General features: G+C 73.5%; 28 protein-coding genes. 8 read left to right on the top strand and 20 right to left on the bottom strand.

The genetic code is table 11. From position 1 onward, the window contains the following. Nucleotides 1-42 precede the first annotated feature (42 nt). The 6 genes from nucS to ECOMGDLI_RS25240 all read left to right on the top strand — a co-directional run bounded on the left by nucS (nucleotide 43) and on the right by ECOMGDLI_RS25240 (nucleotide 5,274). Nucleotides 43-738, top strand: coding sequence for an endonuclease NucS (gene nucS, locus ECOMGDLI_RS25265; protein WP_088319615.1), 696 nt, complete (start codon nucleotides 43-45; stop codon nucleotides 736-738). 1 nt (nucleotide 739) lies between these two features. Then, complete coding sequence (lepB, locus tag ECOMGDLI_RS25260; RefSeq protein ID WP_088319614.1) at nucleotides 740-1,327, top strand: signal peptidase I; 588 nt, start codon at nucleotides 740-742, stop codon at nucleotides 1,325-1,327. Nucleotides 1,328-1,433: 106 nt separating this feature from the next. Beyond that, nucleotides 1,434-2,246: an META domain-containing protein gene (locus tag ECOMGDLI_RS25255; protein WP_143447928.1), complete on the top strand. Its 813-nt coding sequence runs from the start codon at nucleotides 1,434-1,436 to the stop codon at nucleotides 2,244-2,246. A gap of 83 nt (nucleotides 2,247-2,329) precedes the next feature. Continuing rightward, the gene (locus tag ECOMGDLI_RS25250) at nucleotides 2,330-3,307 is read left to right on the top strand and encodes an FAD-dependent oxidoreductase (RefSeq protein ID WP_088319612.1); all 978 of its coding nucleotides are present in this window, start codon (nucleotides 2,330-2,332) and stop codon (nucleotides 3,305-3,307) included. A 38-nt stretch (nucleotides 3,308-3,345) separates the two neighbouring features. Continuing rightward, nucleotides 3,346-4,536: a MalY/PatB family protein gene (locus tag ECOMGDLI_RS25245; protein WP_088319611.1), complete on the top strand. Its 1,191-nt coding sequence runs from the start codon at nucleotides 3,346-3,348 to the stop codon at nucleotides 4,534-4,536. Between the two features lie 84 nt (nucleotides 4,537-4,620). Further along, nucleotides 4,621-5,274 (top strand): hypothetical protein, encoded by a 654-nt coding sequence (locus ECOMGDLI_RS25240; RefSeq protein ID WP_143447927.1) that lies wholly within the window; start codon nucleotides 4,621-4,623, stop codon nucleotides 5,272-5,274. 33 nt (nucleotides 5,275-5,307) lie between these two features. On the opposite strand, the gene ECOMGDLI_RS25235 is transcribed toward ECOMGDLI_RS25240, so the two are convergent. The 3 genes from ECOMGDLI_RS25235 to ECOMGDLI_RS25225 all read right to left on the bottom strand — a co-directional run bounded on the left by ECOMGDLI_RS25235 (nucleotide 5,308) and on the right by ECOMGDLI_RS25225 (nucleotide 9,741). Continuing rightward, entirely contained in the window at nucleotides 5,308-7,386 is a 2,079-nt protein-coding gene (locus tag ECOMGDLI_RS25235) for a protein meaA (protein WP_088319609.1), read from the bottom strand. A 105-nt stretch (nucleotides 7,387-7,491) separates the two neighbouring features. Next, complete coding sequence (locus ECOMGDLI_RS25230) at nucleotides 7,492-9,369, bottom strand: Na+/H+ antiporter (RefSeq protein WP_088319608.1); 1,878 nt, start codon at nucleotides 9,367-9,369, stop codon at nucleotides 7,492-7,494. 45 nt (nucleotides 9,370-9,414) lie between these two features. Beyond that, nucleotides 9,415-9,741, bottom strand: a complete 327-nt coding sequence (locus ECOMGDLI_RS25225; protein WP_088319607.1) for an STAS domain-containing protein — start codon at nucleotides 9,739-9,741, stop codon at nucleotides 9,415-9,417. A gap of 299 nt (nucleotides 9,742-10,040) precedes the next feature. Between ECOMGDLI_RS25225 and ECOMGDLI_RS25220 the strand changes: the two genes are divergently transcribed. Then, entirely contained in the window at nucleotides 10,041-10,379 is a 339-nt protein-coding gene (locus ECOMGDLI_RS25220; protein ID WP_088319617.1) for a hypothetical protein, read from the top strand. 45 nt (nucleotides 10,380-10,424) lie between these two features. Here ECOMGDLI_RS25220 and murA read toward each other — a convergent pair whose 3' ends face one another. Continuing rightward, nucleotides 10,425-11,705, bottom strand: coding sequence for a UDP-N-acetylglucosamine 1-carboxyvinyltransferase (gene murA, locus ECOMGDLI_RS25215; protein ID WP_088319606.1), 1,281 nt, complete (start codon nucleotides 11,703-11,705; stop codon nucleotides 10,425-10,427). Nucleotides 11,706-11,819: 114 nt separating this feature from the next. Between murA and ECOMGDLI_RS25210 the strand changes: the two genes are divergently transcribed. Next, on the top strand, nucleotides 11,820-12,434 hold the full coding sequence (locus ECOMGDLI_RS25210) for a cob(I)yrinic acid a,c-diamide adenosyltransferase (protein WP_088319605.1): 615 nt from the start codon (nucleotides 11,820-11,822) through the stop codon (nucleotides 12,432-12,434). A gap of 30 nt (nucleotides 12,435-12,464) precedes the next feature. Here the strand turns inward: ECOMGDLI_RS25210 and ECOMGDLI_RS25205 are convergent, their stop codons facing one another. The 16 genes from ECOMGDLI_RS25205 to rpmE all read right to left on the bottom strand — a co-directional run bounded on the left by ECOMGDLI_RS25205 (nucleotide 12,465) and on the right by rpmE (nucleotide 25,325). Next, the gene (locus ECOMGDLI_RS25205) at nucleotides 12,465-12,923 is read right to left on the bottom strand and encodes a DUF2550 domain-containing protein (protein WP_088319604.1); all 459 of its coding nucleotides are present in this window, start codon (nucleotides 12,921-12,923) and stop codon (nucleotides 12,465-12,467) included. 18 nt (nucleotides 12,924-12,941) lie between these two features. Continuing rightward, nucleotides 12,942-13,217, bottom strand: a complete 276-nt coding sequence (locus ECOMGDLI_RS25200) for a F0F1 ATP synthase subunit epsilon (RefSeq protein WP_088319603.1) — start codon at nucleotides 13,215-13,217, stop codon at nucleotides 12,942-12,944. Nucleotides 13,218-13,299: 82 nt separating this feature from the next. Continuing rightward, nucleotides 13,300-14,763, bottom strand: coding sequence for a F0F1 ATP synthase subunit beta (gene atpD / locus ECOMGDLI_RS25195; protein WP_088319602.1), 1,464 nt, complete (start codon nucleotides 14,761-14,763; stop codon nucleotides 13,300-13,302). Nucleotides 14,764-14,853: 90 nt separating this feature from the next. Then, nucleotides 14,854-15,762 carry a F0F1 ATP synthase subunit gamma gene (locus tag ECOMGDLI_RS25190; RefSeq protein ID WP_088319601.1) on the bottom strand — a complete coding sequence of 303 codons (909 nt, stop codon included), beginning with the start codon at nucleotides 15,760-15,762 and terminating at the stop codon, nucleotides 14,854-14,856. A 34-nt stretch (nucleotides 15,763-15,796) separates the two neighbouring features. Beyond that, complete coding sequence (gene atpA, locus ECOMGDLI_RS25185; RefSeq protein WP_088319600.1) at nucleotides 15,797-17,437, bottom strand: F0F1 ATP synthase subunit alpha; 1,641 nt, start codon at nucleotides 17,435-17,437, stop codon at nucleotides 15,797-15,799. A 129-nt stretch (nucleotides 17,438-17,566) separates the two neighbouring features. Further along, nucleotides 17,567-18,385 (bottom strand): F0F1 ATP synthase subunit delta, encoded by an 819-nt coding sequence (locus ECOMGDLI_RS25180; protein ID WP_088319599.1) that lies wholly within the window; start codon nucleotides 18,383-18,385, stop codon nucleotides 17,567-17,569. Next, complete coding sequence (locus tag ECOMGDLI_RS25175) at nucleotides 18,385-18,960, bottom strand: F0F1 ATP synthase subunit B (protein WP_233153624.1); 576 nt, start codon at nucleotides 18,958-18,960, stop codon at nucleotides 18,385-18,387. The genes ECOMGDLI_RS25180 and ECOMGDLI_RS25175 overlap by 1 nt, the downstream gene beginning before the upstream one ends. Before the next feature lie 38 nt (nucleotides 18,961-18,998). Next, entirely contained in the window at nucleotides 18,999-19,220 is a 222-nt protein-coding gene (locus tag ECOMGDLI_RS25170) for an ATP synthase F0 subunit C (protein ID WP_088319597.1), read from the bottom strand. Nucleotides 19,221-19,388: 168 nt separating this feature from the next. Beyond that, complete coding sequence (gene atpB / locus ECOMGDLI_RS25165; RefSeq protein WP_088319596.1) at nucleotides 19,389-20,189, bottom strand: F0F1 ATP synthase subunit A; 801 nt, start codon at nucleotides 20,187-20,189, stop codon at nucleotides 19,389-19,391. 9 nt (nucleotides 20,190-20,198) lie between these two features. Continuing rightward, nucleotides 20,199-20,459 (bottom strand): AtpZ/AtpI family protein, encoded by a 261-nt coding sequence (locus tag ECOMGDLI_RS25160; protein WP_088290014.1) that lies wholly within the window; start codon nucleotides 20,457-20,459, stop codon nucleotides 20,199-20,201. Between the two features lie 14 nt (nucleotides 20,460-20,473). Next, nucleotides 20,474-20,965 carry a hypothetical protein gene (locus ECOMGDLI_RS25155; protein ID WP_088319595.1) on the bottom strand — a complete coding sequence of 164 codons (492 nt, stop codon included), beginning with the start codon at nucleotides 20,963-20,965 and terminating at the stop codon, nucleotides 20,474-20,476. 66 nt (nucleotides 20,966-21,031) lie between these two features. After that, nucleotides 21,032-22,159 carry a glycosyltransferase family 4 protein gene (locus tag ECOMGDLI_RS25150; RefSeq protein WP_088319594.1) on the bottom strand — a complete coding sequence of 376 codons (1,128 nt, stop codon included), beginning with the start codon at nucleotides 22,157-22,159 and terminating at the stop codon, nucleotides 21,032-21,034. Next, nucleotides 22,159-22,926 (bottom strand): L-threonylcarbamoyladenylate synthase, encoded by a 768-nt coding sequence (locus ECOMGDLI_RS25145; RefSeq protein WP_088319593.1) that lies wholly within the window; start codon nucleotides 22,924-22,926, stop codon nucleotides 22,159-22,161. Before ECOMGDLI_RS25145 ends, ECOMGDLI_RS25150 begins: the two co-directional genes overlap by 1 nt. Then, a complete protein-coding gene (prmC, locus tag ECOMGDLI_RS25140; RefSeq protein WP_233153623.1) occupies nucleotides 22,923-23,855 on the bottom strand; it encodes a peptide chain release factor N(5)-glutamine methyltransferase in 933 nt (310 codons plus the stop codon). The genes ECOMGDLI_RS25145 and prmC overlap by 4 nt, the downstream gene beginning before the upstream one ends. Then, complete coding sequence (gene prfA / locus ECOMGDLI_RS25135; RefSeq protein WP_088319592.1) at nucleotides 23,852-24,964, bottom strand: peptide chain release factor 1; 1,113 nt, start codon at nucleotides 24,962-24,964, stop codon at nucleotides 23,852-23,854. Before prfA ends, prmC begins: the two co-directional genes overlap by 4 nt. Nucleotides 24,965-25,109: 145 nt before the next feature. Beyond that, entirely contained in the window at nucleotides 25,110-25,325 is a 216-nt protein-coding gene (rpmE, locus tag ECOMGDLI_RS25130; RefSeq protein ID WP_088319591.1) for a 50S ribosomal protein L31, read from the bottom strand. Between the last annotated feature and the right edge of the window lie 156 nt (nucleotides 25,326-25,481).

Genomic DNA, 25,481 nt, shown 5'->3' with positions numbered 1-25,481 from the left:
CCCTCCCCCGACGGGCCCCGCCGTCCGACTACCCTCCCTCGGGTGCGCCTCGTCATCGCCCGCTGCTCCGTGGACTACGCCGGCCGGCTCTCCGCCCATCTGCCCCTCGCGACCCGCCTGCTCCTCGTCAAGGCCGACGGGTCGGTGCTCGTCCACTCCGACGGCGGCTCGTACAAGCCGCTGAACTGGATGAGCCCCCCGGCGAAGCTCACGGTCGCCGAGCCGGACGACGCGGCGAGGGCCGCGGGCATCGAGCAGGTCTGGACCGTCCAGCACGGCAAGACCGACGACCGGCTCGTCGTCCACCTCCACGAGGTGCTCCACGACTCGACGCACGAGCTCGGCGTCGACCCCGGCCTGGTCAAGGACGGCGTCGAGGCGCACCTGCAGGAGCTGCTCGCCGAGCACGTCCACACGTTCGGCGAGGGCTACACCCTCGTGCGCCGCGAGTACCCGACGGCGATCGGCCCGGTGGACCTGCTCCTGCGTGACGCGAAGGGCGCCTCGGTCGCCGTCGAGGTCAAGCGCCGCGGCGAGATCGACGGCGTCGAGCAGCTGACCCGCTACCTCGAGCTGCTCAACCGTGACCCGCTCCTGGCCCCCGTGGCCGGTGTCTTCGCGGCGCAGGAGATCAAGCCGCAGGCGCGCGTCCTCGCGACCGACCGCGGGATCCGCTGCGTCACCGTCGACTACGACACCCTGCGCGGGCACGACACGTCCGAGCACCGGCTCTTCTGAGGTGCGCCGCCTCCTGCGGGTCGTCGCCGCGCTCGTCGCCGTCGCCCTGGCCGCCGGGGTCGGGTACACCGCGTACCGGTACCGGCTCGTCGCGGTCGCGACCCCGTCGATGGTGCCGGTGATCGCCCCGGGCGACCGGTTCCTCGCCGACTCGCAGGACCGGACGGCGCGCGTCGGCGACGTCGTCGTCGTCGACGCCCCGGACTGGACGCCGGACGGCGGGACGACGCTCGTCGTCAAGCGGGTCGTCGCGACCGCCGGGCAGCGCGTCGTCTGCTGCGACGCCGACGCCCGGATCACCGTCGACGGCGTCTCGCTCGACGGGAAGGCCGGTGCGCCCCGGGTGCGGTCCGCGGACGGCACGACCGTCGAGGGCGGCGCCCCGTTCGACGTGACCGTGCCCGCCGGGCGGGTCTTCCTCGTCGGGGACAACCGCGGCGTCTCGGTGGACTCCCGCTCGCGCACGGACGACGGCAGCGGCGGCACGCTCCCGGTCTCGGCGGTCGTCGGCACGGTCGGGTTCCGGCTGTGGCCGCTCGGCGGCTTCGGCCCGATGGACACGACGCTGCGGGACACCGGCCGGCCCTGAGCGGCGCGCCGGGCCGCCGGACCGGAGGCCGGTGCAACACGGCGCCGCGTCACGGCGTCCTCGGGGCGGACGGCGCCGGCACGGCGCCCACGGAAGGGTGGACCCGATGTCCCGCAACCGCTCCCGACGGGCCGCACGGCGGCCGCGCCTGCTCCTCGCCCTCGTCGTCGTGCTGGCCCTCACCGCCTGCGGCGGGGGCGGTGCCGTGTCGACGCAGCCGGCGGCCGCGGGTCCGGACGGCGACTGGGTCCTGACGTCGGGCACGGCGCCGGCCGGTGCGCTGGTGCTCGTCGACGGGTCGCCGGTGACGCTCACGGTCAAGGGCAGGACCGTGAGCGGGCGGGCCGCGTGCAACTCCTACTCCGGCGACGTGGCGGCGTCCGGCGGCGGCTTCCGGCCGGGCAGCATCGCGATGACCGAGATGGCGTGCACGGACCCCGCCGTCTCGGCGCTCGAGCGGGGCTACCTCGACGCGTTCGCCGCCGTGACGACGGCGACCGCCGCCACCGACCGGCTCGTCCTCACCGGCGAGGGCGTCGAGCTGACCTTCCGGCGGGAGGCCCCGGTCGTCGACCGGCCGCTCGAGGGCACCCGGTGGGTGCTCGACACCGCGTTCGCCGGCGAGACGGCCTCGAGCGTCGTCGGGGGCTCCTTCCTGCGCCTGGACGGCGGCGACCTCACCGGGAACGCCGGCTGCCTCGACTTCACCGGCGCGTACCGCGTCGACGGCGACGCGCTGACCGTGACGGGCCTGCGTCGTCCCGAGGGAACCACCGGCGACTGCGACCAGGACGCGTCGGTGCAGGACTCGCTGCTGCGCGGGTTCCTCACGGGCCCGACGATCACCGTCGGCATCGACGGCGACCGGCTCACGCTCATGCGCGGCGGCACCGGCTACGGCTTCACCGCCGCGCCCTGACCCGGGCCGCGACTACGGGCCGCCCGATCATCCGGTTTCCGCTCGGACTGCCGCTCGCGCTGCCGACAGGGCACGATGTGAGCGTGCAACGGGTCGTCGTCGTGGGCGCGGGGGTCGTGGGGCTGACCTGCGCCGTCCGGCTGGCCGAGGCCGGCCACCAGGTCGACGTGCTCGCGCGCGACCTGCCGCCGGAGACGACGTCAGCGGTCGCCGGCGGGCTCTGGATGCCTGCGCTCGTCGAGCCGGTCGCGGACGTCGTCCGCTGGGCCCGCGCCACGCACGCCGAGCTGACCTCGCTGGCGGACGACGAGCGCACCGGCGTGCAGGTCATGCCCGGGCAGGTGCTGCGCCGCCGGGCCGCCGCCGAGCCGCCGTGGTTCACCGCCCTGCACGACCTCGTCGACCCGCACCCGGTCGCCCAGCCGCCCGTCGGCTGGACCCGCTCCTGGGCGACGACCCTGCCGCTCGTCGACACCGGCCGCTACCTGCCCTACCTCGTCGACCGGCTGAAGACCGCCGGTGGCAGCCTGACCCGGCTGCCGCTCGCCGCGCTCCCCGGCCGCGGGGTCGTCGTGAACTGCACCGGGGTCGCCGCCCGGATGCTCGCCGCCGACCCGTCGGTGCACCCGGTGCGCGGCCAGGTCGTCGTCCTCGACGACCCGGGCCTGACGCACTGGTGGTGCGACGAGGACGGCGCCGACGGGGACCTGACGTTCGTCGTCCCCCGCGGCCGCGACCTCGTCGTCGGCGGCACCCTGGCGGACGGCGAGTGGGACACCACCCCGGACCCGCGCACCGCCTCGGCGATCCTGGCCCGGGCGAGCGCGGTCGTCCCCGAGATCGCGACGCTCCCGGTCCGGGCGCACCGGGTCGGGCTGCGCCCGGCCCGGCCGTCGGTCCGGGTCGAGGTCGAGCGGCGCACGGACGACGACGGGCGGCCGGCGCCGGTCGTGCACTGCTACGGCCACGGCGGAATCGGGCTCACCGTCGCGTGGGGCTGCGCGGACGACGTCCTCGGGCTGGTCACGCAGCTCAGCGAGCCGGCCGCCGTCCTCTTCTGAGGCTCGCCGGGCGGCGCGCCGGGTGCGAGACTGCGGCCGTGACCGCCGATCCCCTGCCCGTCGTCGCGCTGTGCGACTTCGACGTCCCGGACGCGGAGCTGCGCGCCGCCGGCTCGGTGAAGTGGACGTACCAGCCGCCGGACGTGCTGCCCGCATGGGTCGCCGAGATGGACTGCCGGCCCTGCCCGCCCGTGCTGGACGCCGTGCGCGCCGCCGTCGACCGCGGCATGTTCGGCTACCCGGCGCTCCCCCAGCACACCGACCTGCCCGCCGCGACCGCCGCGTTCCTCGGCCGCCGGTTCGGCTGGCACGTCGACCCGGCCCGGGTGCTGCCCACCGGTGACGTCATGGCCGGCGTCCGGCTCGTGCTCGAGACGCTCTGCGCGGACGCCCCGGTCGTCGTCCCGACCCCGACCTACCCGCCGTTCCTCGACGTCGTCCCGCTCACCGGGCGCCGGGTGGTCCAGGTGCCCTGCGTCGAGGACGGCGCCGGGCGGGCGGGCCTCGACCTCGACGCCGTGGACGCCGCGTTCGCCGCCGGTGCCCGGACGGTCCTGCTGGCCGCCCCGCACAACCCGCTCGGCCGCGCGTTCACCCCCGCCGAGCTGGCGGGCCTGCGCGACGTCGTGACCCGCTACGAGGGCGGCCGCGTCCTCAGCGACGAGATCCACGCCCCGCTCGCGCTGCCGGGCGCCGTCCACACCCCGTACGCCGCCGTCGAGGGCACCGCGGACCACGTGACGACGATCGTCGCGGCGTCCAAGGCCTGGAACGTCCCCGGCCTCAAGTGCGCCCAGGTCGTCGCCGGCAACGCCGCCGACCTCGCGGCCCTCACCGGCGTCGCGCACGTCGCCAACCACGGCCTCTCCCCGCTCGGCGTCGTCGCGACCGTCGCCGCGTACACCGAGGGCGAGCCCTGGCTGGACTCGCTCCTGGCCCACCTCGCCGCGCAGCGCGACCTCTTCGGCGACCTGCTCGCCGCCCACCTGCCGGACGCGCGCTGGACGCCGATGGAGGCCACCTACCTGGCCTGGGTCGACGCCCGCGCGTACGGCCTGCCCGACCCGGCCGCCGCCGCGCTGCGGGACGGCAAGGTGTGCGTCAACCCGGGCCGCGACTTCGGCGACGGGTACACCGGCTTCGTCCGGGTCAACCTCGCGACGTCCGCCGAGCGTCTCACCGAGGTCGTCCGCCGCCTCGCCAAGGCGTGGCCCGCACCGACCGTCTGAGGCCGGCCGCTACGCCGAACGGGTGATGATCGACCCCGGAGCGTTCGTCCGGCCACCCGGACGGCCGATCTGAGGCGCATGACCATGACCCAGCAGGACGACGTCCGCGTCGAGGACCACCGGGTGCAGGCGGAGGTCCGCCGGCTCGGCTTCTTCGCCGCCCTGGACAGCATCACGTGGCACGCGCGCTCGCAGGTCACCGAGCACCTCGCCGACGTCACGGCCGCCTCGTCGCGCGCCGCCTACGTGGGCTGGCTGCGGCGGGCGACCTCCGGGTGGTCGGTCGTGCCCCTGCCGACCGGCCCCGCGGCGACCGAGCCGTGGCCGATCGCGGCCGTCGACCCCTCGTGCACCGGGGTGCGGGCCATGCTCGGCGCCGACCTGCGCGACCACGCGCCGGCGACCCGCCCGACCCTCGTGGCGATCCCGGTGACGGCCGCGGACGACGTCCGCTGCGCCGCCGCGGCGTACACGGTCGTCGCGACGGCGCACACCGTCGCGGCCCTCGGCCCGGCGGTCCTCGACCTCGCGAGCGGCTTCGAGCAGCCGGACGCCGGCACCCGCTACGTGCGCCGGTGCATCGACCTCGACGCCGTCCGCGACGAGGTGCGGCACGACCTCGTGTCGTGGGCCGACCAGGCGGGCCCGGCCGCGACCGACCGGATGATCCGGACGTCGCTCGCGCTCCTGGAGACCCTCGGCACCGCGCTGACGATCACCCGCCGCCGCGGCTGGTGACGCAGCGCCCCACGACTCGCGCCCGCGCGCGGCTCAGCCCTGAAGGGGGGCGAGGCCGCGCGCGGCGCGGATCTGGTCGACGATGCGGCCCATGATCTCGGTGAGCCCGTAGTCCTTCGGCGTGAAGACGGCCGCGACGCCCTGCGCGAGAAGGACTTCCGCGTCGTCCGGCGGCACGATGCCGCCCACGACGACCGGGACGTCGTCCAGCCCGGCGGCCCGCAGGCCCGCGAGCACCTCGGGCACGAGCTCGAGGTGGGACCCGGACAGGATCGACAGCCCGACGCAGTGCACGTCCTCGGCGACCGCGGCCGCGACGATCTGCTCCGGGGTGAGCCGGATGCCCTGGTAGACGACCTCGAACCCGACGTCGCGGGCCCGGACGGCGACCTGCTCGGCACCGTTGGAGTGCCCGTCGAGGCCGGGCTTGCCGACGAGCAGCCGCAGCCGGCCGCCGAGCTCCTCACCGGTGCGGCGCACCGCCTCCCGGACGACGGCCAGCTCGCGGGCAGCGGCGTCGGCGGCCTCGGTGAGCGCCGCGGTCGTCGTCCCGGCCGACGACAGCCCGGCCGCCGGCTGGCCCGCGCCCGTGACGCCGGTCGGCGCGCGGAACTCCCCGAAGACCTCGCGCAGCGCCTGCGTCCACTCCCCGGTCGTCACCCCGGCCCGGGCGCACTCGATGCTCGCGGCCATGAGGTTCGTGTCGGTCTTCGCGTCCTCGACGAGGCGGCGCAGCGCGTTCTCGGCGGCCGCCCGGCCCTCCGGGCTCGCGTCCCGCTCCGCGCGCCAGGCCCGCACCGCCTCGACGGCGTACGCCTCGACGGCGTGGTCGACGGTCTGGATCGCCGTCTTGAGGTCCGCGGTGAGCGGGTTGGGCTCCGTCGTCGTGAACCGGTTGACCCCGACGACGACGTCCTCGCCGGACTCCACCCGCTGCCGGCGCAGGGCGTGCGAGGCGACGAGCGCCGACTTCATGTAGCCGCTCTCGACGGCCGCGACGGCACCCCCCATCGCCTGGATCCGGTCGATCTCGGCGCGCGCGCCGTCGAGGATCTCGGCCGTGAGCCGCTCGACGACGACGGACCCGTCGAAGAGGTCCTCGTGCTCGAGCAGGTCGGACTCGAACGCGAGCACCTGCTGGATCCGCAGCGACCACTGCTGGTCCCACGGCCGGGGCAGCCCGAGCGCCTCGTTCCACGCCGGCAGCTGGACGGCGCGCGCCCGGGCCTTCTTGGACAGCGTCACCGCGAGCATCTCCAGCACGATCCGCTGGACGTTGTTCTCCGGCTGCGCCTCGGTGAGCCCGAGCGAGTTCACCTGGACGCCGTACCGGAACCGGCGCTGCTTCGCGTCGGTCACGCCGTAGCGGTCGCGGGTGATCTCGTCCCACAGCTCGACGAAGGCGCGCATCTTGCACAGCTCCTCGACGAACCGCACGCCCGCGTTGACGAAGAACGAGATCCGCTGGACGACCTCGCCGAACCGGGCGTCGTCCACCTGTCCGCTCGCCCGCACCGCGTCGAGCACCGCGATCGCCGTGCACATCGCGAACGCGACCTCCTGCACGGGCGTCGCGCCCGCCTCCTGGAGGTGGTAGCTGCAGATGTTCGTCGGGTTCCACTGCGGCAGGTCGGCGACGGTGTGGGCCACCATGTCGGTGATGAGCCGCAGGCTCGGCCCGGGCGGGAACACGTACGTCCCGCGGGACAGGTACTCCTTGATGATGTCGTTCTGCGTCGTCCCCGCGAGCGCCGCGACGTCCGCGCCCTGCTCCTCGGCGACGACCTCGTAGAGCGCGAGCAGCCACATCGCCGTCGCGTTGATCGTCATCGACGTGTTCATCTGGGCCAGCGGGATGCCGTCGAAGAGCGCGCGCATGTCGCCGACGTGCGACACCGGGACGCCGACCTTGCCGACCTCGCCGCGGGCGAGCACGTGGTCGGGGTCGTAGCCGGTCTGGGTCGGCAGGTCGAACGCGACCGACAGCCCGGTCTGGCCCTTGGCGAGGTTGCGCCGGTACAGCGCGTTGGACTCCGCCGGGCTCGAGTGGCCGGCGTAGGTCCGCATGACCCACGGCCGGTCCTTCGGACGGCGGTTCGTCGTGTCGCTCATCGGTGGCCTCCCGGCGCGTCGGCGCGTGCCAGTGGCGCACGCGGCCGTGCTCGTGACGCTACCGGCGGGTCCGGACGGCGGTCAGGGCCCCGCGCGTGAGCAGGCTCACCCCAGGGCGCTGTCGACGTAGCACCAGCGCCACGCCTCGCCGAGCTCGACCGAGCGCATCACCGGGTGCGAGGTCGCGTGGAAGTGCGCCTCCGCGTGCCGGTTCGGCGAGGAGTCGCAGCACGCGACGTGCCCGCAGCGCAGGCACATCCGCAGCGCCACCCAGGTCCGCTCGCCGATGGCCACGCAGTCCTCGCACTCGTCGGTGTCGGACGTCGGCACGGCGACGATCGGCTCGTCCCGCAGGTGCTGGCAGGCGTCCCCGCTGTGCGGGGCGAGGATCTCGGCGTCGGAGGCGGCCGACCCCGCCGTGAACGACGCGAGGAGCGCCTCCTCCTGGTCGAGGCGCTCCATGACCCCTTCGAGGACCTCGGCGGCGACCTTCCCGGAGCGGTGCACGGTGACGACGACCGAGCGCTCCGCCTGGAGCATCTCGACCCGCAGCCGGCGGAACGCCTGGGCGGGCGTCTCCTCGTCGGGGCGGCTGCGGCCGAGCCGCTCCCACACCGAGTGCGCGAGCCGCTCGCCCCAGGCCTTGAGCGAGACGACGATGTCCGCGGGCGCGCTGCCGGCGACCTCGTCGAGCCGGTCCCGGCCGGCCTCGACGGCGCGCTGCATGACGAGCGCCTGCTGGAGGGCGTCCTGCGCCTGGTCGGGGCCGCGGACGCCGAGCAGCCGGACGACGGCGGGCAGCGTCGTCCCCTGCACGAGCAGCGTGCCGGCGACGACCCCGAACGCGGCGATGAGGATGACCTCGCGGTGCGGGGTCTGCGGGTCCAGCGAGAACGCCGCCGCGAGCGTGACGACGCCCCGCATCCCGGCCCACGAGACGAGCGCGACGTGCCGCCAGGACGGCGCCTCGGGCTCGGCCCGGCGCACCCCGGGCAGCAGCCGGGGCAGGTACGTCGCCGGGTACATCCACACGATCCGCGACACGACGACCGTGAGGACGATCGCGAGCACGAACCACGCGATGGTCGCGTTCGAGTCCTCGCTGTCGTTGGCCGCCATGAGCAGCTCGCGCAGCTGGAGCCCGATGAGGACGAAGACGACCGACTCCAGGAGGAAGGTGACCGTCCGCCAGATCGTCCGCTCGGTGACCCGGGACGCCGCGGACTGGATCTCCGGCGAGCGGTGGCCGAGGATGAGCCCGGCCACGACGACCGCGAGGACGCCCGAGCCGTGCACCTTCTCCGCGACGAGGTAGGCCGAGTACGGGACGACGAACGACAGGGTCGTGTCGAGCACCGGGTCGCTGACCCGACGGCGGACGACGCTCGCGACCTCGGCGACGAGCCAGCCGCCGAGCAGGCCCAGGACGACGGCCCGCAGGAAGTCCGTGCCGATGTCGACGAGCGTGACGCTGCCGGCCAGGGCCGCGACCGCCATCCGCAGGGTGACCAGGGCGGTGGCGTCGTTGAGCAGGCTCTCGCCCTCGAGGATCGTCACCACCTTGCGGGGCATCCCGACCTGACGGGCGACCGCGGTCGCGGCGACGGCGTCCGGCGGCGCGACGATCGCGCCGAGCGCGAGCGCGGCCGCGAAGGGCAGGTCCGGCAGCACGAGCATCGCGACGCCGGCGACGGCGAACGCGGTCGCGAGGACGAGCGCCACGGAGAGCAGCCCGATCGGCCGCCGGTTGCGCCGCATGTCGACGAACGGCGTCCGGATCGAGGCGGCGTAGAGCAGCGGCGGCAGGAACCCGACGAGCGCGACCTCGGGGCTCAGCGGGTACTCCGGCACCCCGGGCACGAACGACACGGCGATGCCGACCACCGTGAGCACGAGCGGGGAGGACAGCCCCCACCGGGACGCGACGCCGGCGACGGCCGCCGAGCCGGCGATGAGGGCGACGATCTCGAACGGCTCGACCACGGCTGAACTATCGCACGCGGCCCCCCGGCCGGCGCGCGAGAGACGTCAGGAGGCGGCGGCGAGCGGCTCCACCGTGAGCACCCGGTGCAGCCGGGTGGCCCGCAGCAGCCGGAGCTGGCGGGGCGGGACCTCGGTGAGCACGAGCCGGCGGCCGGCCTGCTGGGCCCGGCGGTGCGCCCCGACGATGACGCCGAGACCGCTCGCGTCCCAGATGTCCAGGCCGCCGAGGTGGACGAGCACGTCGCCCTCGCCCTCGTCGATCGTCGAGTGCAGCACCGCCCGGGCGACGGGGGCGTTGCGCCCGTCCAACCGGCCCGCGACCTCGATCTCGGCTCCGCGACGGACGACCTCGATCCGCAGATCTGTTCGCATGTCACGCCCCCTTCCGTGCTGCCGAGCGGCGACCTGGTCGCCGCTCCCCCCACACGCCGGCGAGTACGTCCCGACATCAGAGACGACGCCGGTCGAGCCTGTTCCGTTCACATCGACCTGCAAGGAAACCCCAAGAATCACGTTCAGTAGCGATTGATGACGCAAGGTTAGCGATCAACTGGCCCGGGGTCCCGTCTCACGCGCCGGGCCGTGAGACAACCGTGACCTGCGGGACACGATGGCAGCCGGGTCCGACAGGCGGGATGCGCCGGCTGCGGGAAGACCGCACACTGCTCCTGATGTCCGGCTGGGGAAGCCTCTCCTACGCCTTCGGACCCCTGCTCGCGTTCGGGGTGCTGGGCGTCATCGTGCTGCTCCTGCGCTGGGCCTTCGCGCACGGCACGTCCCTCGTCGAGCGGCGTCCGGAGGTGGGCAGCCCCGAGGAGTACGGCCTGCTCGTCCGGGTGGCCGCGCCCCGCACGTTCGTCGAGGCCGAGGTCATGCGCCGCCACCTCGAGGACGCCGGGCTGCGGGCCACGCTCGCGCCGACGACGCAGGGCCCGGCCGTCATGGTCTTCCCGGACGACGTGAAGAACGCGCGTCTCGTGCTGCGGTCCGCGGGGCACGAGCCGGGCTGACCCCCCGCCGTCCGGCCGGCGCGGCGGTCAGGGCAACCCTCGCAGTCAGACGAAGGCGAAGTCCGGGTGCTCGACCCGGGAGACGTTCGCGCCGAGCGCCCGCAGCGCGTGGTCCATCCGCTCGTAGCCGCGGTCGATGTGCCGCGCCCCGGAGACCACGGTCTCGCCGTCCGCGACGAGCCCGGCGATGACGAGGGCGGCCCCGGCCCGGATGTCGCTGGCCTCCACGGGTGCCGCGGACAGCCGCGGCACGCCGCGGACGAACGCGTGGTGACCGTCGACGCGCACCTGCGCGCCCAGCCGGGCGACCTCCTGGACGAAGCGGAACCGGGCCTCGAAGAGGTTCTCGGTGACCATCGCCGCGCCCTCGGCGACGGCGTCCAGGGTGATGACGAACGGCTGCAGGTCCGTCGGGAAGCCCGGGTACGGCAGGGTCGCCACGTCGATCGCGCGCGGCCGCTCCGGGCCCACGACGCGGAAGCCGTCGCCGAGCACCGACACCTCGGCGCCGGCGAGGGCGAGCTTGTCGAGGACGACCCCGAGGTGACCGGGCTCGCCGTTGCGGACGACGACGTCGCCGCCGGTGATCGTCGCGGCGAAGGCCCACGTGCCCGCGACGATCCGGTCGGGCACGACGCGGTGGTCGACCGGGGACATCGCCTCGACGCCCTCGACCGTGAGCGCCGACGACCCGATCCCGTCGATCTGCGCGCCCATCCGGCGCAGCATCCGGCACAGGTCGACGATCTCCGGCTCGCGGGCCGCGTTCTCGATCGTCGTCGTCCCCCGGGCGAGGACGGCCGCCATGAGGAGGTTCTCGGTGGCCCCGACGGACGGGAAGTCGAGCCGGACGTCGGCACCGTGCAGCCCGTCGGGCGCCTCGGCGACGAGGAAGCCGTGGTCGACCCGGATCTGCGCGCCGAACGCGGTGAGCCCGAGGATGTGCAGGTCGAGCCCGCGGGAGCCGATCGCGTCGCCGCCGGGCAGCGCGACGTCCGCCGATCCGCACCGGGTCACGAGCGGCCCGAGCACGCTGATCGAGGCCCGCATCGCGCGCACGAGGTCGTAGTCCGCCCGGTGGCCGGGGGTCTGCGGCACGGTGATGGCGACGACGCCGCCCTCGGGGTCGTGCTCGACCTCGCAGCCCAGGCGCCTCAGCAACTCCGCCATGATCCGGACGTCGACGATGTCCGGCACGTCGGACAGCGTCGTCCGGCCGGTCGCGAGCAGCGACGCGGCCATGAGCTTGAGGACGCTGTTCTTCGCGCCCGGGACCCGGACGTCACCGGCCAGGCGGGTGCCACCGACCACCCTGAAGGCTTCCACCCGCCGAATCGTAGGGCCCCGCGCGGTGGCTCCCGACCAGACCCCGGGCCGGTTGTGAGCGGTTCCACCGGTGGCGCCGGGCGCCCCGGGGGCGGACTGCCTAGGCTGGCGCCCATGGTGAACCTGACGCGCATCTACACGAAGACCGGGGACGACGGCACGACGTCGCTGGGCGACTTCAGCCGGACGTCCAAGAACGACCCGCGCCTGGTCGCCTACGCCGACGTCGACGAGGCGAACAGCGCGCTCGGGGTCACCCTGGTCTGCGCGACCGACAGTCTCGACGCCGACGTCGCGGACCTGCTGCGCCGGGTGCAGAACGACCTCTTCGACGTCGGCGCGGACCTGTGCACCCCGCTCACGGCGAACCCGGAGCACCCGCCGCTGCGGGTCACGGCCGAGTACGTCACCGACCTCGAGACCGCCTGCGACCACTACAACGAGGCGCTCCCCCCGCTGCGGTCGTTCATCCTGCCCGGCGGGACGCCCGCGTCCGCCTACCTGCACGTCGCGCGGACCGTGACCCGGCGCGCCGAGCGCGCGGTCTGGGCGGCGGTGGACGCGCACGGCACCGGCGAGGAGGGCGGCGTCAACCCGCTCACGGCGCAGTACCTCAACCGGCTGAGCGACCTGCTGTTCATCCTCTGCCGCTACGTCAACAGGCAGACCGGGGACGTGCTGTGGGCGCCGGGCGGCGGCCGGGCGATCCCGCCGCCGCAGGAGGACTGAGCACGGCAGCGGTACGCCGCGCGGGCCCGGTCAGGCGACGTTGATGCCCTGGCCGGGCGGCGCGGACTCCACCCACGCCGCGAGGCCGTTGTAGGCGCCCTCGCTCATCGCGAGCTCGACGGTCACCGTGCCGTAGGCGCAGCGGACGACGACCCAGCCCGGGAGCACCGTGCCGGCCTCCGGGCCCGACGGCGCGTGCTGGCCGAGGATGACGAGGCGCCCGCGCTCGAGAGACCGCGCGGGGCGCAGGCTCCACGCGAAGAACCGGAACCAGTCCAGCCGGTCGCGCTCGTAGCGCGCGAGCCCGAGCATCCAGCTGCCGGCGAGGTGCGCACGGGCACCGCCGGGCACCTCGCGGCGCATCGAGCAGTCGAACGTGCCGACGTCACGGCTGAGCACCAGCCGCCGGGCGACGAGGGACCCGAAGCCCAGCACGAGGACCGCGACGGCCGTCGCGAGCGCCGTCAGGGGTACGACCAGGTCCTCCACGCCGCCGCCGTCGCGACGTCAGTTGACGGTGGACCCGGAGGCGACGGCGGCCATGTCCGAGACGACGGTGACGCGGTCGTGCTCGACGGACAGGAACCCACCCTCGGCCGTCACCGTGATCTGGTCACCGGACGTGGGGCGGATCGTCAGCTCACCGGACGCGAGCACCGCCAGCACCGGCGCGTGGCCGGGCAGGATGCCCAGGTCACCCTCGACGGTCCGCGCGATGACCATCGACGCCTCGCCGGACCAGACCTTGCGGTCGGCGGAGACGAGCTCGACCTGCAACGGCACGGGATCCTCCAGGGGGATGGGAAGTCGTCAGGATACGCAGCGCGTGGGACCCCGGTCCCCCGGGGTCCCACGCACGCGGATGTCAGGCGCCGGTCTGCTTCTTGATCTCGGCGGCCTTGCGCTCGACGTCGTCGAGCCCGCCGCACATGAAGAAGGCCTGCTCCGGCACGTCGTCGTACTCGCCGTCCGCGATCTTCGTGAACGCCTCGATCGTGTCCGCGATCGGGACGAACGAGCCCTCGAGGCCGGTGAAGACCTTGGCGACGAACGTGTTCTGCGAGAGGAACCGCTCGATGCGGCGCGCCCGCTGGACGATGATCCGGTCCTCCTCCGAGAGCTCCTCGACACCCAGGATCGCGATGATGTCCTGGAGCTCCTTGTTGCGCTGGAGGATCTGCTTGATACGGATCGCGGTGTTGTAGTGGTCCGCGGAGATGTACCGCGGGTCGAGGATCCGCGACGTGGACGTCAGCGGGTCGACGGCCGGGTAGATGCCGAGCGAGGCGACCGTCCGGGAGAGCTCCGTCGTCGCGTCGAGGTGCGCGAACGTCGTGGCCGGGGCCGGGTCGGTGTAGTCGTCGGCGGGGACGTACACGGCCTGCATCGACGTGATCGAGTGGCCGCGCGTCGACGTGATGCGCTCCTGGAGCACGCCCATCTCGTCGGCGAGGGTCGGCTGGTAGCCGACGGCGCTCGGCATGCGGCCGAGCAGCGTCGAGACCTCCGAGCCGGCCTGCGTGAACCGGAAGATGTTGTCGATGAACAGGAGCACGTCCTGCTTCTGCACGTCACGGAAGTACTCCGCCATCGTCAGCGCGGAGAGCGCGACGCGAAGACGCGTGCCCGGCGGCTCGTCCATCTGGCCGAAGACGAGGGCCGTGCGCTCGATGACGCCGGTCTCGGTCATCTCGGCGATGAGGTCGTTGCCCTCACGGGTGCGCTCGCCGACACCGGCGAACACCGAGACGCCACCGAAGTTCTCCGCGACGCGGTAGATCATCTCCTGGATGAGGACCGTCTTGCCGACGCCCGCACCGCCGAAGAGGCCGATCTTGCCGCCGAGCACGTACGGCGTCAGCAGGTCGATGACCTTGATGCCGGTCTCGAACATCTCGGTCTTGCTCTCGAGCTGGTCGAAGGCCGGGGCCTTGCGGTGGATCGGCCAGCGCTCGGTGACCTGGAGGGTCTCGCCCTCCTTGAGGTTGAGGCACTCGCCAATGGTGTTGAAGACGTGGCCCTTGGTCACGTCGCCGACGGGCACGTTGATCGCGGTGCCGGTGTCGGTGACGGCCGAGCCGCGGACCATGCCGTCGGTCGGCTGCATGGAGATGGCGCGCACGAGGTTGTCGCCGATGTGCTGCGCGACCTCGAGGGTCAGGGTGCGCGTCACGTCGCCGAGGGTGACCTCGACGTGCAGCGCGTTGTACATCTCGGGCATCGAGTCCGCGGGGAACTCGATGTCGACGACCGGCCCGATGACGCGCGAGACGCGGCCGACACCCGCGGCGCCGGCCTCGGCGGCGTTCTCAACAGCAGTGGCAGTCATGTCTCTCTCACTCTCGGGTCGTACCCACGTCGGTCTGGCAACAGGTCTGGCAGCCGGGTCGAACTGCCGCGGTGGGACAGGTGCCGGCCGTCAGGCCGACGCGCTCGCGTCGGCCAGCGCGTTGGCGCCACCGACGATCTCGCTGATCTCCTGGGTGATCTCCGCCTGGCGAGCGGTGTTCGCCAGCCGGGTGTAGCGCTTGATGAGCTCCTCGGCGTTGTCGGTCGCCGACTTCATCGCCCGCTGCCGGGCCGCGAGCTCGCTCGCCGCGGACTGCAGGAGGGCGTTGAAGATCCGGCTCTCGACGTACTTCGGCAGCAGTGCGTCGAGCACCGCGGCCGCCGACGGCTCGAACTCGTAGAGCGGCAGCACGTCGTCCGGCGCGGGCGGCTCGTCACCCTCGACGACCTCGAGGGGCAGGAGCCGCACGACCTCGGGGGTCTGCGTCACCATGTTGACGAAGCGGGTGGAGACGACGTGGATCTCGTCGACACCGCCCTCCTCGGTCGGCCGCAGGAAGGCGTCGATGAGCGCGTCGGCGATCTCCTTGGCGTTCTCGAACTGCGGTGCGTCCGAGAAGCCCGCCCACTCGGCCTCGACGGACCGCCGGCGGAACCGGTAGTACGACGAGCCCTTGCGGCCGGCGATGAAGGGGACGACCTCCTTGCCCTCGCCGCGCAGCAGCTCGGCGAGGCGCTCCCCCTCCTTGATGACGTTCGACGAGTACGCGCCGGCCAGACCGCGGTCGGAGGTGACGAGCAGCATCGCCGCCCGGGTCACCTCCCGCTTCTCGGTGGTCAGCGGGTGGTCCTCGTTGGAGTACGTCGCGACCGCGGAGACCGCGCGGGTGATGGCCCGTGCGTACGGCGCGGACGCCGCCGTGCGCTGCTGCGCCTTGACCATCCGGGACGCGGCGATGAGCTCGAACGCCCGCGTGATCTTCTTCGTCCCCTGCACCGCCTTGATGCGGCTTCGGTAGACGCGGAGCTGTGCTCCCATGCCGTGCCTCCTCCCTGACCCTGCGCCGGAACCGTCAGCCGCGCTTCTGGCGGACGATCTTCTCCTGCTCGACCTCGGCCTCGTCGAGCGCCTCGGCGCTCTCCTTGCCGACGGACGCCAGGGGCTTGCCCTCACCGGTCTGGAAGCCGCGCTTGAACTCGCGGACCGCGTCGCGCAGGGCGTTCTCGGTGTCGTCGGTCACCGCGTTGGTCTCGCGGATCGTGTCGAGCACCTTGGTGTTGCGGCGCAGGTGGTCCAGGAGCTCGTTCTCGAAGCGCCGGACGTCCTCGGTCGGGACGTCGTCGAGCTCGCCGCTCGTCCCGGTCCAGATCGAGACGGCCTGCTCCTCCATGGCGAACGGCGCGTACTGCGGCTGCTTGAGCAGCTCGACGAGCCGCTGGCCGCGCGCGAGCTGGGCGCGGGAGGCCGCGTCCAGGTCGGAGGCGAACATCGCGAACGCCTCGAGGGCGCGGAACTGCGCCAGGTCGACGCGCAGCGAGCCGGAGACCTTCTTCATCGCCTTGGTCTGCGCCGCGCCACCGACGCGGGAGACCGAGATGCCGACGTTGATCGCGGGCCGGACGTTCGCGTTGAACAGGTCCGACTCGAGGAAGATCTGGCCGTCGGTGATGGAGATGACGTTCGTCGGGATGTACGCCGAGACGTCGTTGGCCTTGGTCTCGACGAAGGGCAGGCCCGTCATCGAGCCGCCGCCGAGGTCGTCGGACAGCTTCGCGCAGCGCTCGAGGAGCCGGCTGTGCAGGTAGAAGACGTCGCCCGGGTAGGCCTCACGGCCCGGCGGACGGCGCAGCAGCAGCGACACGGCGCGGTACGCCTCGGCCTGCTTGCTCAGGTCGTCGAAGATGATGAGGACGTGCTTGCCGGCGTACATCCAGTGCTGGCCGATGGCCGAGCCGGTGTACGGGGCGAGGTACTTGAAGCCGGCGGCGTCGGAGGCCGGGGCCGCGACGATCGTCGTGTACTCCAGGGCGCCGTTCTCCTCGAGGGAGCGGCGGACCGACGCGATCGTCGACCCCTTCTGGCCGATGGCGACGTAGATGCAGCGGACCTGCTTCTTCGGGTCGCCGGACGCCCAGTTGGCCTTCTGGTTGATGATCGTGTCGAGCGCGACGGCGGTCTTGCCCGTCTGCCGGTCGCCGATGATCAGCTGACGCTGGCCGCGGCCGATCGGGGTCATCGAGTCGATGGCCTTGATGCCGCTCATCATCGGCTCGTTGACGCTCTGCCGCTGGACGACGGTGGGCGCCTGCAGCTCGAGGGCGCGGCGGCTCTCCGCGGCGATGTCGCCGAGGCCGTCGATCGGGTTGCCGAGCGGGTCGACGACCCGGCCGAGGTAGGCGTCGCCGACGGGGACCGAGAGGATCTCGCCGGTCCGGCGCACCTCCTGGCCCTCCTCGATGCCGCTGAAGTCGCCGAGGATGACGACGCCGACCTCGCGGACGTCGAGGTTCAGCGCGAGGCCGAGCGTGCCGTCCTCGAACTGGAGCAGCTCGTTGGCCATGACGCTCGGCAGGCCCTCGACGCGGGCGATGCCGTCGCCGGCCTCGCTGACGCGGCCGACCTCTTCGCGCGAGGCGGCGCCCGGCTCGTAGGACTGGACGAAGGCGTCCAGGGCGTCCCGGATCTCCTCGGGACGGATTGTCAGCTCCGCCATGGGATGAGTCCCTGCTCTCTGTCCTGTGGACCGTCTCGTCCGGCCCCTCACCGGGACCGAGATGTCTTCGTGCTGGTGTGTGTCAGCGGGTGTGCGGTGCCGGCCGGGCCGGCGTGCGTGGAACGGTGGTCAGCCGGCCATCCGGCGGCGGGCCTCGTCGAGCCTGCCGACGACGGTGCCGTCGATGAGCTCGCCGCCGACCTGCACGCGCAGGCCGCCGACGACCGACGGGTCGACGTCGGCGTTGATCCGGATCTCGCGACCGTAGAGCCGCTGGAGGGCGGCGGCGAGGCGGTCGCGCTGGACCTGCGTCAGCGGCGCCGCGGAGGTGACCTCCGCGACGAGCTGGCGGCGGCGCTGCGCGGCGGCCTCGACGTAGCCCTCGAGCACGGCCTCGGTGCGCTGACCGCGCGGGGCGGTCGCCGCCTGGACGGCCAGGCGCACCGTCTCCGGGGCGGCCTTGCCGGCGAGCAGCGTGCGCACGAGCTGGGCCTTGCGGTCGGCGCCGGCCGTCCGGGCCGAGAACGCGTCGCGCAGGGAGTTGTCCCCCGCGACGGTCCGCGAGAACCGGAACAGCTCGTCCTCGACCGCGTCGAGCCGGCCGGCCTGCTCGGCGCCCGCGAGGACGGCCGAGACACCGAACGACTCCACGGCGTCCGTGAGGTCGGCCGGGCGGGACCAGCGGGCGCGGGCCAGGCCCGCGACGAAGTCGGCGGTCGTGCTGCCGATCCGGCTGCCGAGCAGCTGCGTCACCAGGCCCGCCTTGGCCTCGCCGTCCCGCGAGGGGTCGGTGAGCGCCCGCCGCAGACCGGCGGACGAGGCGAGCACGTCGGTGACGCCGAGGAGCTCCTCGCCGACCCGCGCCGGGTCGGTGCCCGGCACGGACAGCAGCGCCGCGAGGCGCTCCTGACCGGCGGCGAGGGACTCCCGGCTGACGCCCTGGACCATCAGGACACCCGGCCCGCAGGCTCGGCGCCCTCGATCTCGGCGAGGAACCGGTCGACCACACCGCTGGCGCGGACGTGGTCCTCCAGGGACTCCCCGACGATCCGCGACGCGAGGTCGGTGGCGAGCCGGCCGACCTCACCGCGCAGCTGGACGACCGCCTGCTGGCGCTCGGCCTGGATCTGCTGCTGCGCCGCCGCGGCGATGCGGTTCGCCTCGGCCTGCGCACGGTCACGCATCTCGGCGATGATCGTGGCGCCCTCGGCCCGGGCCTCCTCACGGATGCGCGAGGCCTCGGCCCGCGCCTCCGTGAGCTGCGCCTGGTACTCCTCGAGCGCCTTGGCGGCCTCTTCCTGCGCCTTCTCGGCCTTCTCGATCCCGCCCTGGATGGCAGCGGTCCGCTCGTTGAAGATCTGCTCCAGCCGGGGAACGACCTTGCGGGCCACCACGACGTAGAGGATCGCGAACACGAGGAAGCCGAAGATCAGCTCGCCGAGGTGCGGCAGGACGGGGTACTGCAACCACGAAGGAAGGACCTCGTCGCCTTCAGCGGCCACGAGGACTGCTGCGATCTGCACGCTGGCTCCTCAGGTAGTCGTCGGACGCGGGGAGGAGCTCAGTTCGGGTTCGTGCCCGCGAAGACGAACGCGAGCGCGATGCCGAAGATCGCGAGCGCCTCGGCGAGGGCGAAGCCGAGGATGGCGATCGGCTGGAGGATGCCGCGGGCCTCGGGCTGACGCGCCACACCGCTGACGTAGGCGGCGAAGATCAGGCCGACGCCGATGCCCGGGCCGATGGCGGACAGGCCGTAGCCCACGATCGCGAGGGAACCGTACATGGTCTCTCTTCCTTCTGTGTCGTCGCCACTTGCCGGCGACGGGTCTGGTGGTGCGCTCCACAGCTGGGCGCCGGGAGACGACTCGGACTGCTGGTGCTCGTGGTGCCGTGCTCTGGTCGTGCGGGGTGCGGTACTGCCCGAGCCGGGGCCCGGTGGTCGGTGCTCCGGTCAGTGCTCGTCGGTCGCGAGGGAGCCGGCGATGTAGAGCGCGGTGAGGAGCGTGAAGACGTACGCCTGGAGGAACTGGACGAAGCCTTCGAAGAGCGTCATGACGAACCCGCCGAGGAACACGAGGACACCCGTGCCCTTGAGCGCGATGCCGGTGTCGCCGAAGAGCAGGTGCTCGCCGCCGACGACGCACAGGACGAGCAGGATGTGGCCCGCGAACATGTTGCCGAAGAGCCGCAGCGCGAGCGTCACGGGCCGCGTCACGAAGTACGTGAGCAGCTCGAGGAAGAAGATGAGCGGCACGATCGCCTTGGGCAGACCCGCCGGGACCATGTGGCGGAAGTAGCCACCGAGGCCCATCGAGCGGATGCCGACGACGTGGTAGACGACGAACACGATGAGGGCCAGCGCGAGCGGGAAGCCGAAGCGGCTCATCGTCGGGTACTGGATCGGCGGGATGATGCCGAAGAGGTTGTTCGTCAGGATGAGCATGAACATCGTGAACAGGAGCGGGACGAACCGGAGGAAGTCCTTGCTCCCGAGGATGTCCCGGCCGAGGCCGTTGCGGACCATCCCGTAGACGCTCTCGGTGACGAACTGCGCCTTGCCGGGGACCAGCGCCATCTTGCGCGTCGAGACGAGCAACCAGACGGACAGCAGGATGACCGAGAAGACCGCCATGACCATCGGGCGGGTGAGCGCGAACTGGGAGTTGCCGCCCCAGAGCGGCTGCCAGAACGTCTCGATGGGGTCGGGGGCCTCGAAGCCGGTGCCCTCACCGGCAGCGAGCAGGCTGCTCACGAGGTCTCCTTACTCAGCGTGACCGGCGTCGTGGGACGCCGAAGGCGGGCGTCGGTCGTGCGCACCGTATCTGAACCACACCAGGTAGAGAGCAAGGCCCATGCCGCCGAGGATGCCGACCACCACGAAGACGGGCTTCGTGCCGAGCCAACGATCCACCAGCCAGCCCAGGCCCCCGTAGAGGAGTGGTCCGCTGATGAGGTGCGCGAGGACGGTCCACGCCTCTGCTTCGCCAGCGGCGCCGGCTGAGCGGTGGGCGTCGTCGTCCATCAGCACGGACCCTATCAGTGAGACGTAGGTCCTGATGACTGTCCGGAACCGTCGTGACCTGCGACGTCATGCGTCGCACCGGCGTCCGGCGAGGAGCCGAACGCGAGCACCCGCAGCCGCCCGGCAGTCCGCACGTGACCGATGAGCCAGGCCGTCGACGAGGCGAAGATGGCGATGCCGACGAAGAGCTGGTCGAGCCACCCGGCCCGGGCCAGGGCGAGGAACGCGAGCCCCAGGACGAGCACGCTCGTCCCGTACGCGAGCACCGCGGAGACCATCACCGCAGGTGGCGACCATCGTGAACTTGTGCGCACGACGAGCGGGCCGACGACGAAGGCACCCACGGTGAGCAACGCGCCGATCGCCGCGCCGACCATGGAGCGCCATCCCCAGAAGGCACCGGCGAGGACGACGAGACCTCCCGCGGCCAGCGCGGGGTAGGCCCCGCCCCGGATCGTGGCGGCCCAGGCGCGGTCCGAGAACTCGTCCGCGGTGGCGTCATCCATGATCGAAAGACCTCTCGGCAGCGCTTGTGAAATCAGTCACGAAGTCCCGGGTCGGGGCTCGTCCGGTCACGATACGTGGCCCCTGCGCGCCCGGCCGCCGAGCCAGCGCCCCCGCAGCGGGCCCAGCGTCACGAGCACCGCGGCCGTCACGGCCGCCAGGCCCAGCCCGAGGGCCGTGACCGGCTCCAGGAAGGCCGAGGAGGCGACCCCGAAGGCGAAGGTCGCCGTCCACACGTACATGACGAGGACGGCGTTCGCGTGGCTGTGCCCCAGGCGCAGGAGCCGGTGGTGCAGGTGGAGCTTGTCCGGGGTGAACGGGGACTTGCCGGTCCCGACCCGGCGCACGATGGCCCAGCCCATGTCGACCAGCGGCAGCGCGAGCACGGCCAGCGGCAGCACGAGCGGCAGGAACGCGGGGACGACCTGCGCGTTCGACAGCTCCTCCGGGTCGAACTGACCGGTGATGGAGATCGTGGACGTCGCGAGGAGCAGGCCGATGAGCATCGAGCCGCTGTCGCCCATGAACACCCGGGCCGGGTTGAAGTTGTGCGGGAGGAAACCCAGGCAGCAGCCGACCATGGCCGCCGTGACGAGGGTGGCGAGCGAGGAGTAGTCCGTCGGGTCGAACGTGTAGCGCGAGAGGAGGTAGGAGTACACGAAGAAGGCCGCCCCGGCGATCGCGACGATGCCGGCCGCGAGCCCGTCGAGGCCGTCGACGAAGTTCACCGCGTTCACCGCGACGACGACCGCGACGATCGTCAGGACGATGAGCCCGTTGCGGCTGATGATCGTCTGGCCGCCGAGCGGGAGCGCGACGAGCTGGACGCCGCCCTGCCAGGCCATGAGCCCGGCGGCGAGCGACTGCCCGGCGAGCTTGGTGACGGCGTCGAGCGTCCACAGGTCGTCGGCGACCCCGAGCGCGCAGACGGTGCCCGCACCGAGCAGCACCCCCCAGGGCGCCCCGCCGTCGTCGAAGGTCCGGTCGAGGAAGGGCGTCCGGCTCGCGACGAGCAGCGCGACGGCGAACCCGAGGAACATCGCCAGGCCGCCCATCCGCGGCACCGGCACGCTGTGGACGTCGCGGTCCCGGACCGGGGTGATCGCCCCGACCCGGCGGGCGAGCCGGCGCACGAGCGGCGTCGTCAGGTAGGTCACGGCGAAGGCGACGAGCAGGACGAAGACGTAGGCGCGCACTAGCGGGCGGCCTCGCTGTCGGTCCCGGCCGGGGCCGCGTCCGGCGCCGTGTCGGCGTCCTCGGCCTCCGGCCCGGCGTCCGGCTCCGGGGGCAGGTCGGGCGCCGGCTCCACGGCGCTCGTGTCGAGGTCGGGGACGACGGCCCGCAGGGCGTCGAGACCGATCGCGCCGACCCGCAGCACCCGCGGCGGCCGCGAGCTGTCCGTGCCGTCGACGACGGTCGACAGCGCCGTGCGGGTCATCGGCCCGGCGTCGAGGTAGACGTCGGCGGCGGTGACGAGCGCGGCCCAGGCGTCCTCGTAGGTGAGCGGCACGGCGGCGTGCTCGGTCCCGGGCCGGTTCGCGCTCGTGACGGCCATCGGGCCGGTCTTCTCGAGCAGCCGCAGTGCGACCGGGTGCAGCGGCATCCGGAGCGCGACGGTGCCGGAGCCGTCGCCGAGGTCCCACGTGAGCGTCGGCTGGTGCTTGCAGAGCAGGGTCAGCCCGCCAGGCCAGAACGCGTCCGCGAGGTCGCGGACGCCGGAGTTGAAGCCGGTCGCGAGGCCGTCGAGGGTGCGCCCGTGGGCGACGAGCACCGGGGGCGCCTGCCGGCGGCCGCGGGCCTGCGCCATGAGCGCGATCCCCTCGTGCGAGAACGCGTCGGTGCCCACGCCGTAGGCGGAGTCGGTGGGGAGCACGACGAGCAGGCCCTCGGAGACCGAGACGGCCGCCCGCGAGATGCCACGCTCTCGCTCGCGCTCGTCGAGGCAGTCGAAGCGGAAGCTCACGAGGACGAGTCTGGCACCCGGCGGGCCACGAGGGTGCGCGGGCGCCCCGCGAGGTCGGTGAGGGTCCGCGCGTCGGTCCAGCCGGCGCCGGCGACGAGCGCCCGGGCGGAGTCGCCCTGGACGTCGGCGTGCTCCATCGCGAGGACGCCGCCCGGCCGCAGCAGGGCCGCGGCGCAGGCGACGACCGCCCGCGGCACCTCGAGCCCGTCGGTGCCGCCGCCGTAGAGCGCGACCTCCGGGTCGTGGTCGCGGACCTCGGGCTCGGTCGGGACCATCCCCGGCGGGATGTACGGCGGGTTCGCGAGGACGACGTCCGCGCGGCCGACGACGTCGGCGAGCAGGCCTTCGTCCGCGCGGGTCACGTCCCCGGCCCGGACGTCGACCCGGTCGCCGAGGCCGAGCCGCTCGACGTTGCGCCGGGCCCAGGCGACGGCCGACGGGTCGAGCTCGAGCGCGACGACCCGCGCCTGCGGCACCTCGTCGGCGACGGCCAGCGCGACGGCCCCGGAGCCGGTGCACAGGTCGACGACGAGCACCTGCTCGGCGCCGTCCGCGACGAGCCGGCGGGCGACGTCCACACCGAGCCCGGCGAGCAGCTCGGTCTCGGGCCGGGGCACGAAGACGCCGGGCCCGACGGACAGCTCGATGCCGCGGAAGCCCGCGGTGCCGGTGAGGTGCTGCAGCGGGACCCGGTCGGCGCGTGCGTCGACGAGCCGCTCCAGGGTGTCCGCCTGCGCCGGGGTCAGGGCGTCTCCGAGGACGACGCGGCGGGACAGCTCCGCGCGCGGGACGCCGAGCGCGTGCGCCACGAGGAGCTGGGCGTCGGCGGGCGGCGAGGAGACGCCGGCCTCGGTGAGCCGGGCGATCGTCGACGCGAGCGCCGTCCGCAGCGGGACGCCGGTGGCGGCCGGCGGCTGCGCGCCGGTCACGCGGACGCCTCGGTCGCGGCCAGCCGGGCCGCCTCGTCGAGCGCCACGCAGGACTCGACGACGGGCTCGAGGTCGCCCGCGAGGACCTGGTCGAGGTTGTACGCCTTGTAGCCGGTGCGGTGGTCGGCGATCCGGTTCTCCGGGAAGTTGTACGTGCGGATCCGCTCCGAGCGGTCGACGGTGCGCACCTGGGAGCGCCGGGCCTGGGACGCCTCCGCCTCCGCGGCCTCGGCGGCGACGGCGTGCAGCCGCGCGCGGAGGATCCGCAGCGCCTGCTCCTTGTTCTGCAGCTGTGACTTCTCGTTCTGGCAGGAGACGACGATCCCCGTCGGCACGTGGGTGATCCGCACGGCGGAGTCGGTCGTGTTGACGGACTGCCCGCCCGGGCCGGAGGAGCGGAAGACGTCGACCCTCAGGTCCTCCGGGTCGATGGTCACCTCGACCTCCTCGACCTCGGGCAGGACGAGGACGCCGGCGGCGCTGGTGTGGATCCGCCCGGCCGACTCGGTGACGGGCACCCGCTGCACCCGGTGGACACCGCCCTCGTACTTGAGCCGGGCGTAGACGCCCTCCCCCGGGACCGGCGTGCCGCGCGACTTCACGGCGACCGAGACGTCCTTGTAGCCGCCGAGGTCGGAGTCGGTGGACTCGATGACCTCGGTCTTCCAGCCGCGCCGCTCGGCGTACCGCAGGTACATCCGGAGCAGGTCGCCGGCGAACAGCGCGGACTCCTCGCCGCCCTCCCCCGCCTTGATCTCGAGGATGACGTCACGGTCGTCGTCCGGGTCGCGCGGGACGAGCAGGCGCCGCAGGTGCTCGTGGGTGCCCGCTTCGAGGGCCTCGAGCTCGGGCAGCTCGGCGGCGAAGGACGCGTCGTCGACGGCGAGCTCGCGGGCCGCCTCGACGTCGGCGAGCGCCGCGGCCCAGGCCCGGTGCGCCTCGACGACGGCGCCCAGCTCGGCGTACCGGCGCCCGAGCGTGCGGGCCAGCCCGGCGTCCGCGTGCACGCCGGGGTCGGCGAGCCGGGTCTCGAGCTCTGCATGCTCGGCGAGCAGCGGCGCGACGGCCTGCTCGAGCGCCCGGGCGGCGTCCACGGTCTGGCCGGACATGACGTCCTCGTCCTCTCAGCGGCTCCGAACGGCCGGCAGGCGAAGTGCGGGCAAGAGGTGCGGGCAAAGCAGAGGCGCCGGTGGCACGCCGCGGACGTGCGGGGCGAGCCCGTCGTCCGCGGCGGCGCACCGGCGCCGCCGGAAGCTAGTTGGCCTGCTTCTTGCCGTAGCGCTGCTCGAACTTCGAGATGCGGCCACCGGTGTCGAGGATCTTCTGCTTGCCGGTGTAGAAGGGGTGGCACTGGCTGCAGACGTCGGAGGCGATGACGCCGTCCTTCGCCGTGCTGCGGGTGGTGAACGTGGAACCACAGGTACAGGTCACCGTGGTCTCCCGGTACTCCGGGTGGATGCCGCTCTTCACTGATTCGCTCCTCGGTTGTCAGGCCGCCGGGTCGCCCGCGCGCCGTCTGCGCGCTGCGTGAACCGGAGCCTCGTCCAGTGTGCCAGACCTGTAACCACGTCCGGACCACGCCCATTCCCCGCCCGGGTCGGTCCTGGGACGGCAGCACCGGTCATG

The organism is Kineosporia sp. R_H_3 (genome assembly GCF_002198675.1).
Lineage (GTDB): Bacteria > Actinomycetota > Actinomycetes > Actinomycetales > Kineosporiaceae > R-H-3.
Note: the sequence above shows the minus strand (reverse complement) of the source record. Positions and strands in the feature narration are given on the sequence as shown.

Excerpts from the sequence above, each read along its gene's own strand:
- ECOMGDLI_RS25180 (WP_088319599.1), bottom strand. The coding sequence starts at position 18,385 with ATGGTCCAGGGCGTCAGCCGGGAGTCCCTCGCCGCCGGTCAGGAGCGC.
- ECOMGDLI_RS25220 (WP_088319617.1), top strand. The coding sequence starts at position 10,041 with ATGTCCGGCTGGGGAAGCCTCTCCTACGCCTTCGGACCCCTGCTCGCG.
- atpD (WP_088319602.1), bottom strand. The coding sequence starts at position 14,763 with ATGACTGCCACTGCTGTTGAGAACGCCGCCGAGGCCGGCGCCGCGGGT.
- ECOMGDLI_RS25190 (WP_088319601.1), bottom strand. The coding sequence starts at position 15,762 with ATGGGAGCACAGCTCCGCGTCTACCGAAGCCGCATCAAGGCGGTGCAG.
- prfA (WP_088319592.1), bottom strand. The coding sequence starts at position 24,964 with ATGTCCGGCCAGACCGTGGACGCCGCCCGGGCGCTCGAGCAGGCCGTC.
- ECOMGDLI_RS25225 (WP_088319607.1), bottom strand. The coding sequence starts at position 9,741 with ATGCGAACAGATCTGCGGATCGAGGTCGTCCGTCGCGGAGCCGAGATC.
- atpA (WP_088319600.1), bottom strand. The coding sequence starts at position 17,437 with ATGGCGGAGCTGACAATCCGTCCCGAGGAGATCCGGGACGCCCTGGAC.
- ECOMGDLI_RS25155 (WP_088319595.1), bottom strand. The coding sequence starts at position 20,965 with ATGGATGACGCCACCGCGGACGAGTTCTCGGACCGCGCCTGGGCCGCC.
- ECOMGDLI_RS25170 (WP_088319597.1), bottom strand. The coding sequence starts at position 19,220 with ATGTACGGTTCCCTCGCGATCGTGGGCTACGGCCTGTCCGCCATCGGC.
- ECOMGDLI_RS25240 (WP_143447927.1), top strand. The coding sequence starts at position 4,621 with ATGACCCAGCAGGACGACGTCCGCGTCGAGGACCACCGGGTGCAGGCG.
- ECOMGDLI_RS25160 (WP_088290014.1), bottom strand. The coding sequence starts at position 20,459 with ATGGACGACGACGCCCACCGCTCAGCCGGCGCCGCTGGCGAAGCAGAG.
- ECOMGDLI_RS25210 (WP_088319605.1), top strand. The coding sequence starts at position 11,820 with ATGGTGAACCTGACGCGCATCTACACGAAGACCGGGGACGACGGCACG.
- ECOMGDLI_RS25235 (WP_088319609.1), bottom strand. The coding sequence starts at position 7,386 with ATGAGCGACACGACGAACCGCCGTCCGAAGGACCGGCCGTGGGTCATG.
- ECOMGDLI_RS25255 (WP_143447928.1), top strand. The coding sequence starts at position 1,434 with ATGTCCCGCAACCGCTCCCGACGGGCCGCACGGCGGCCGCGCCTGCTC.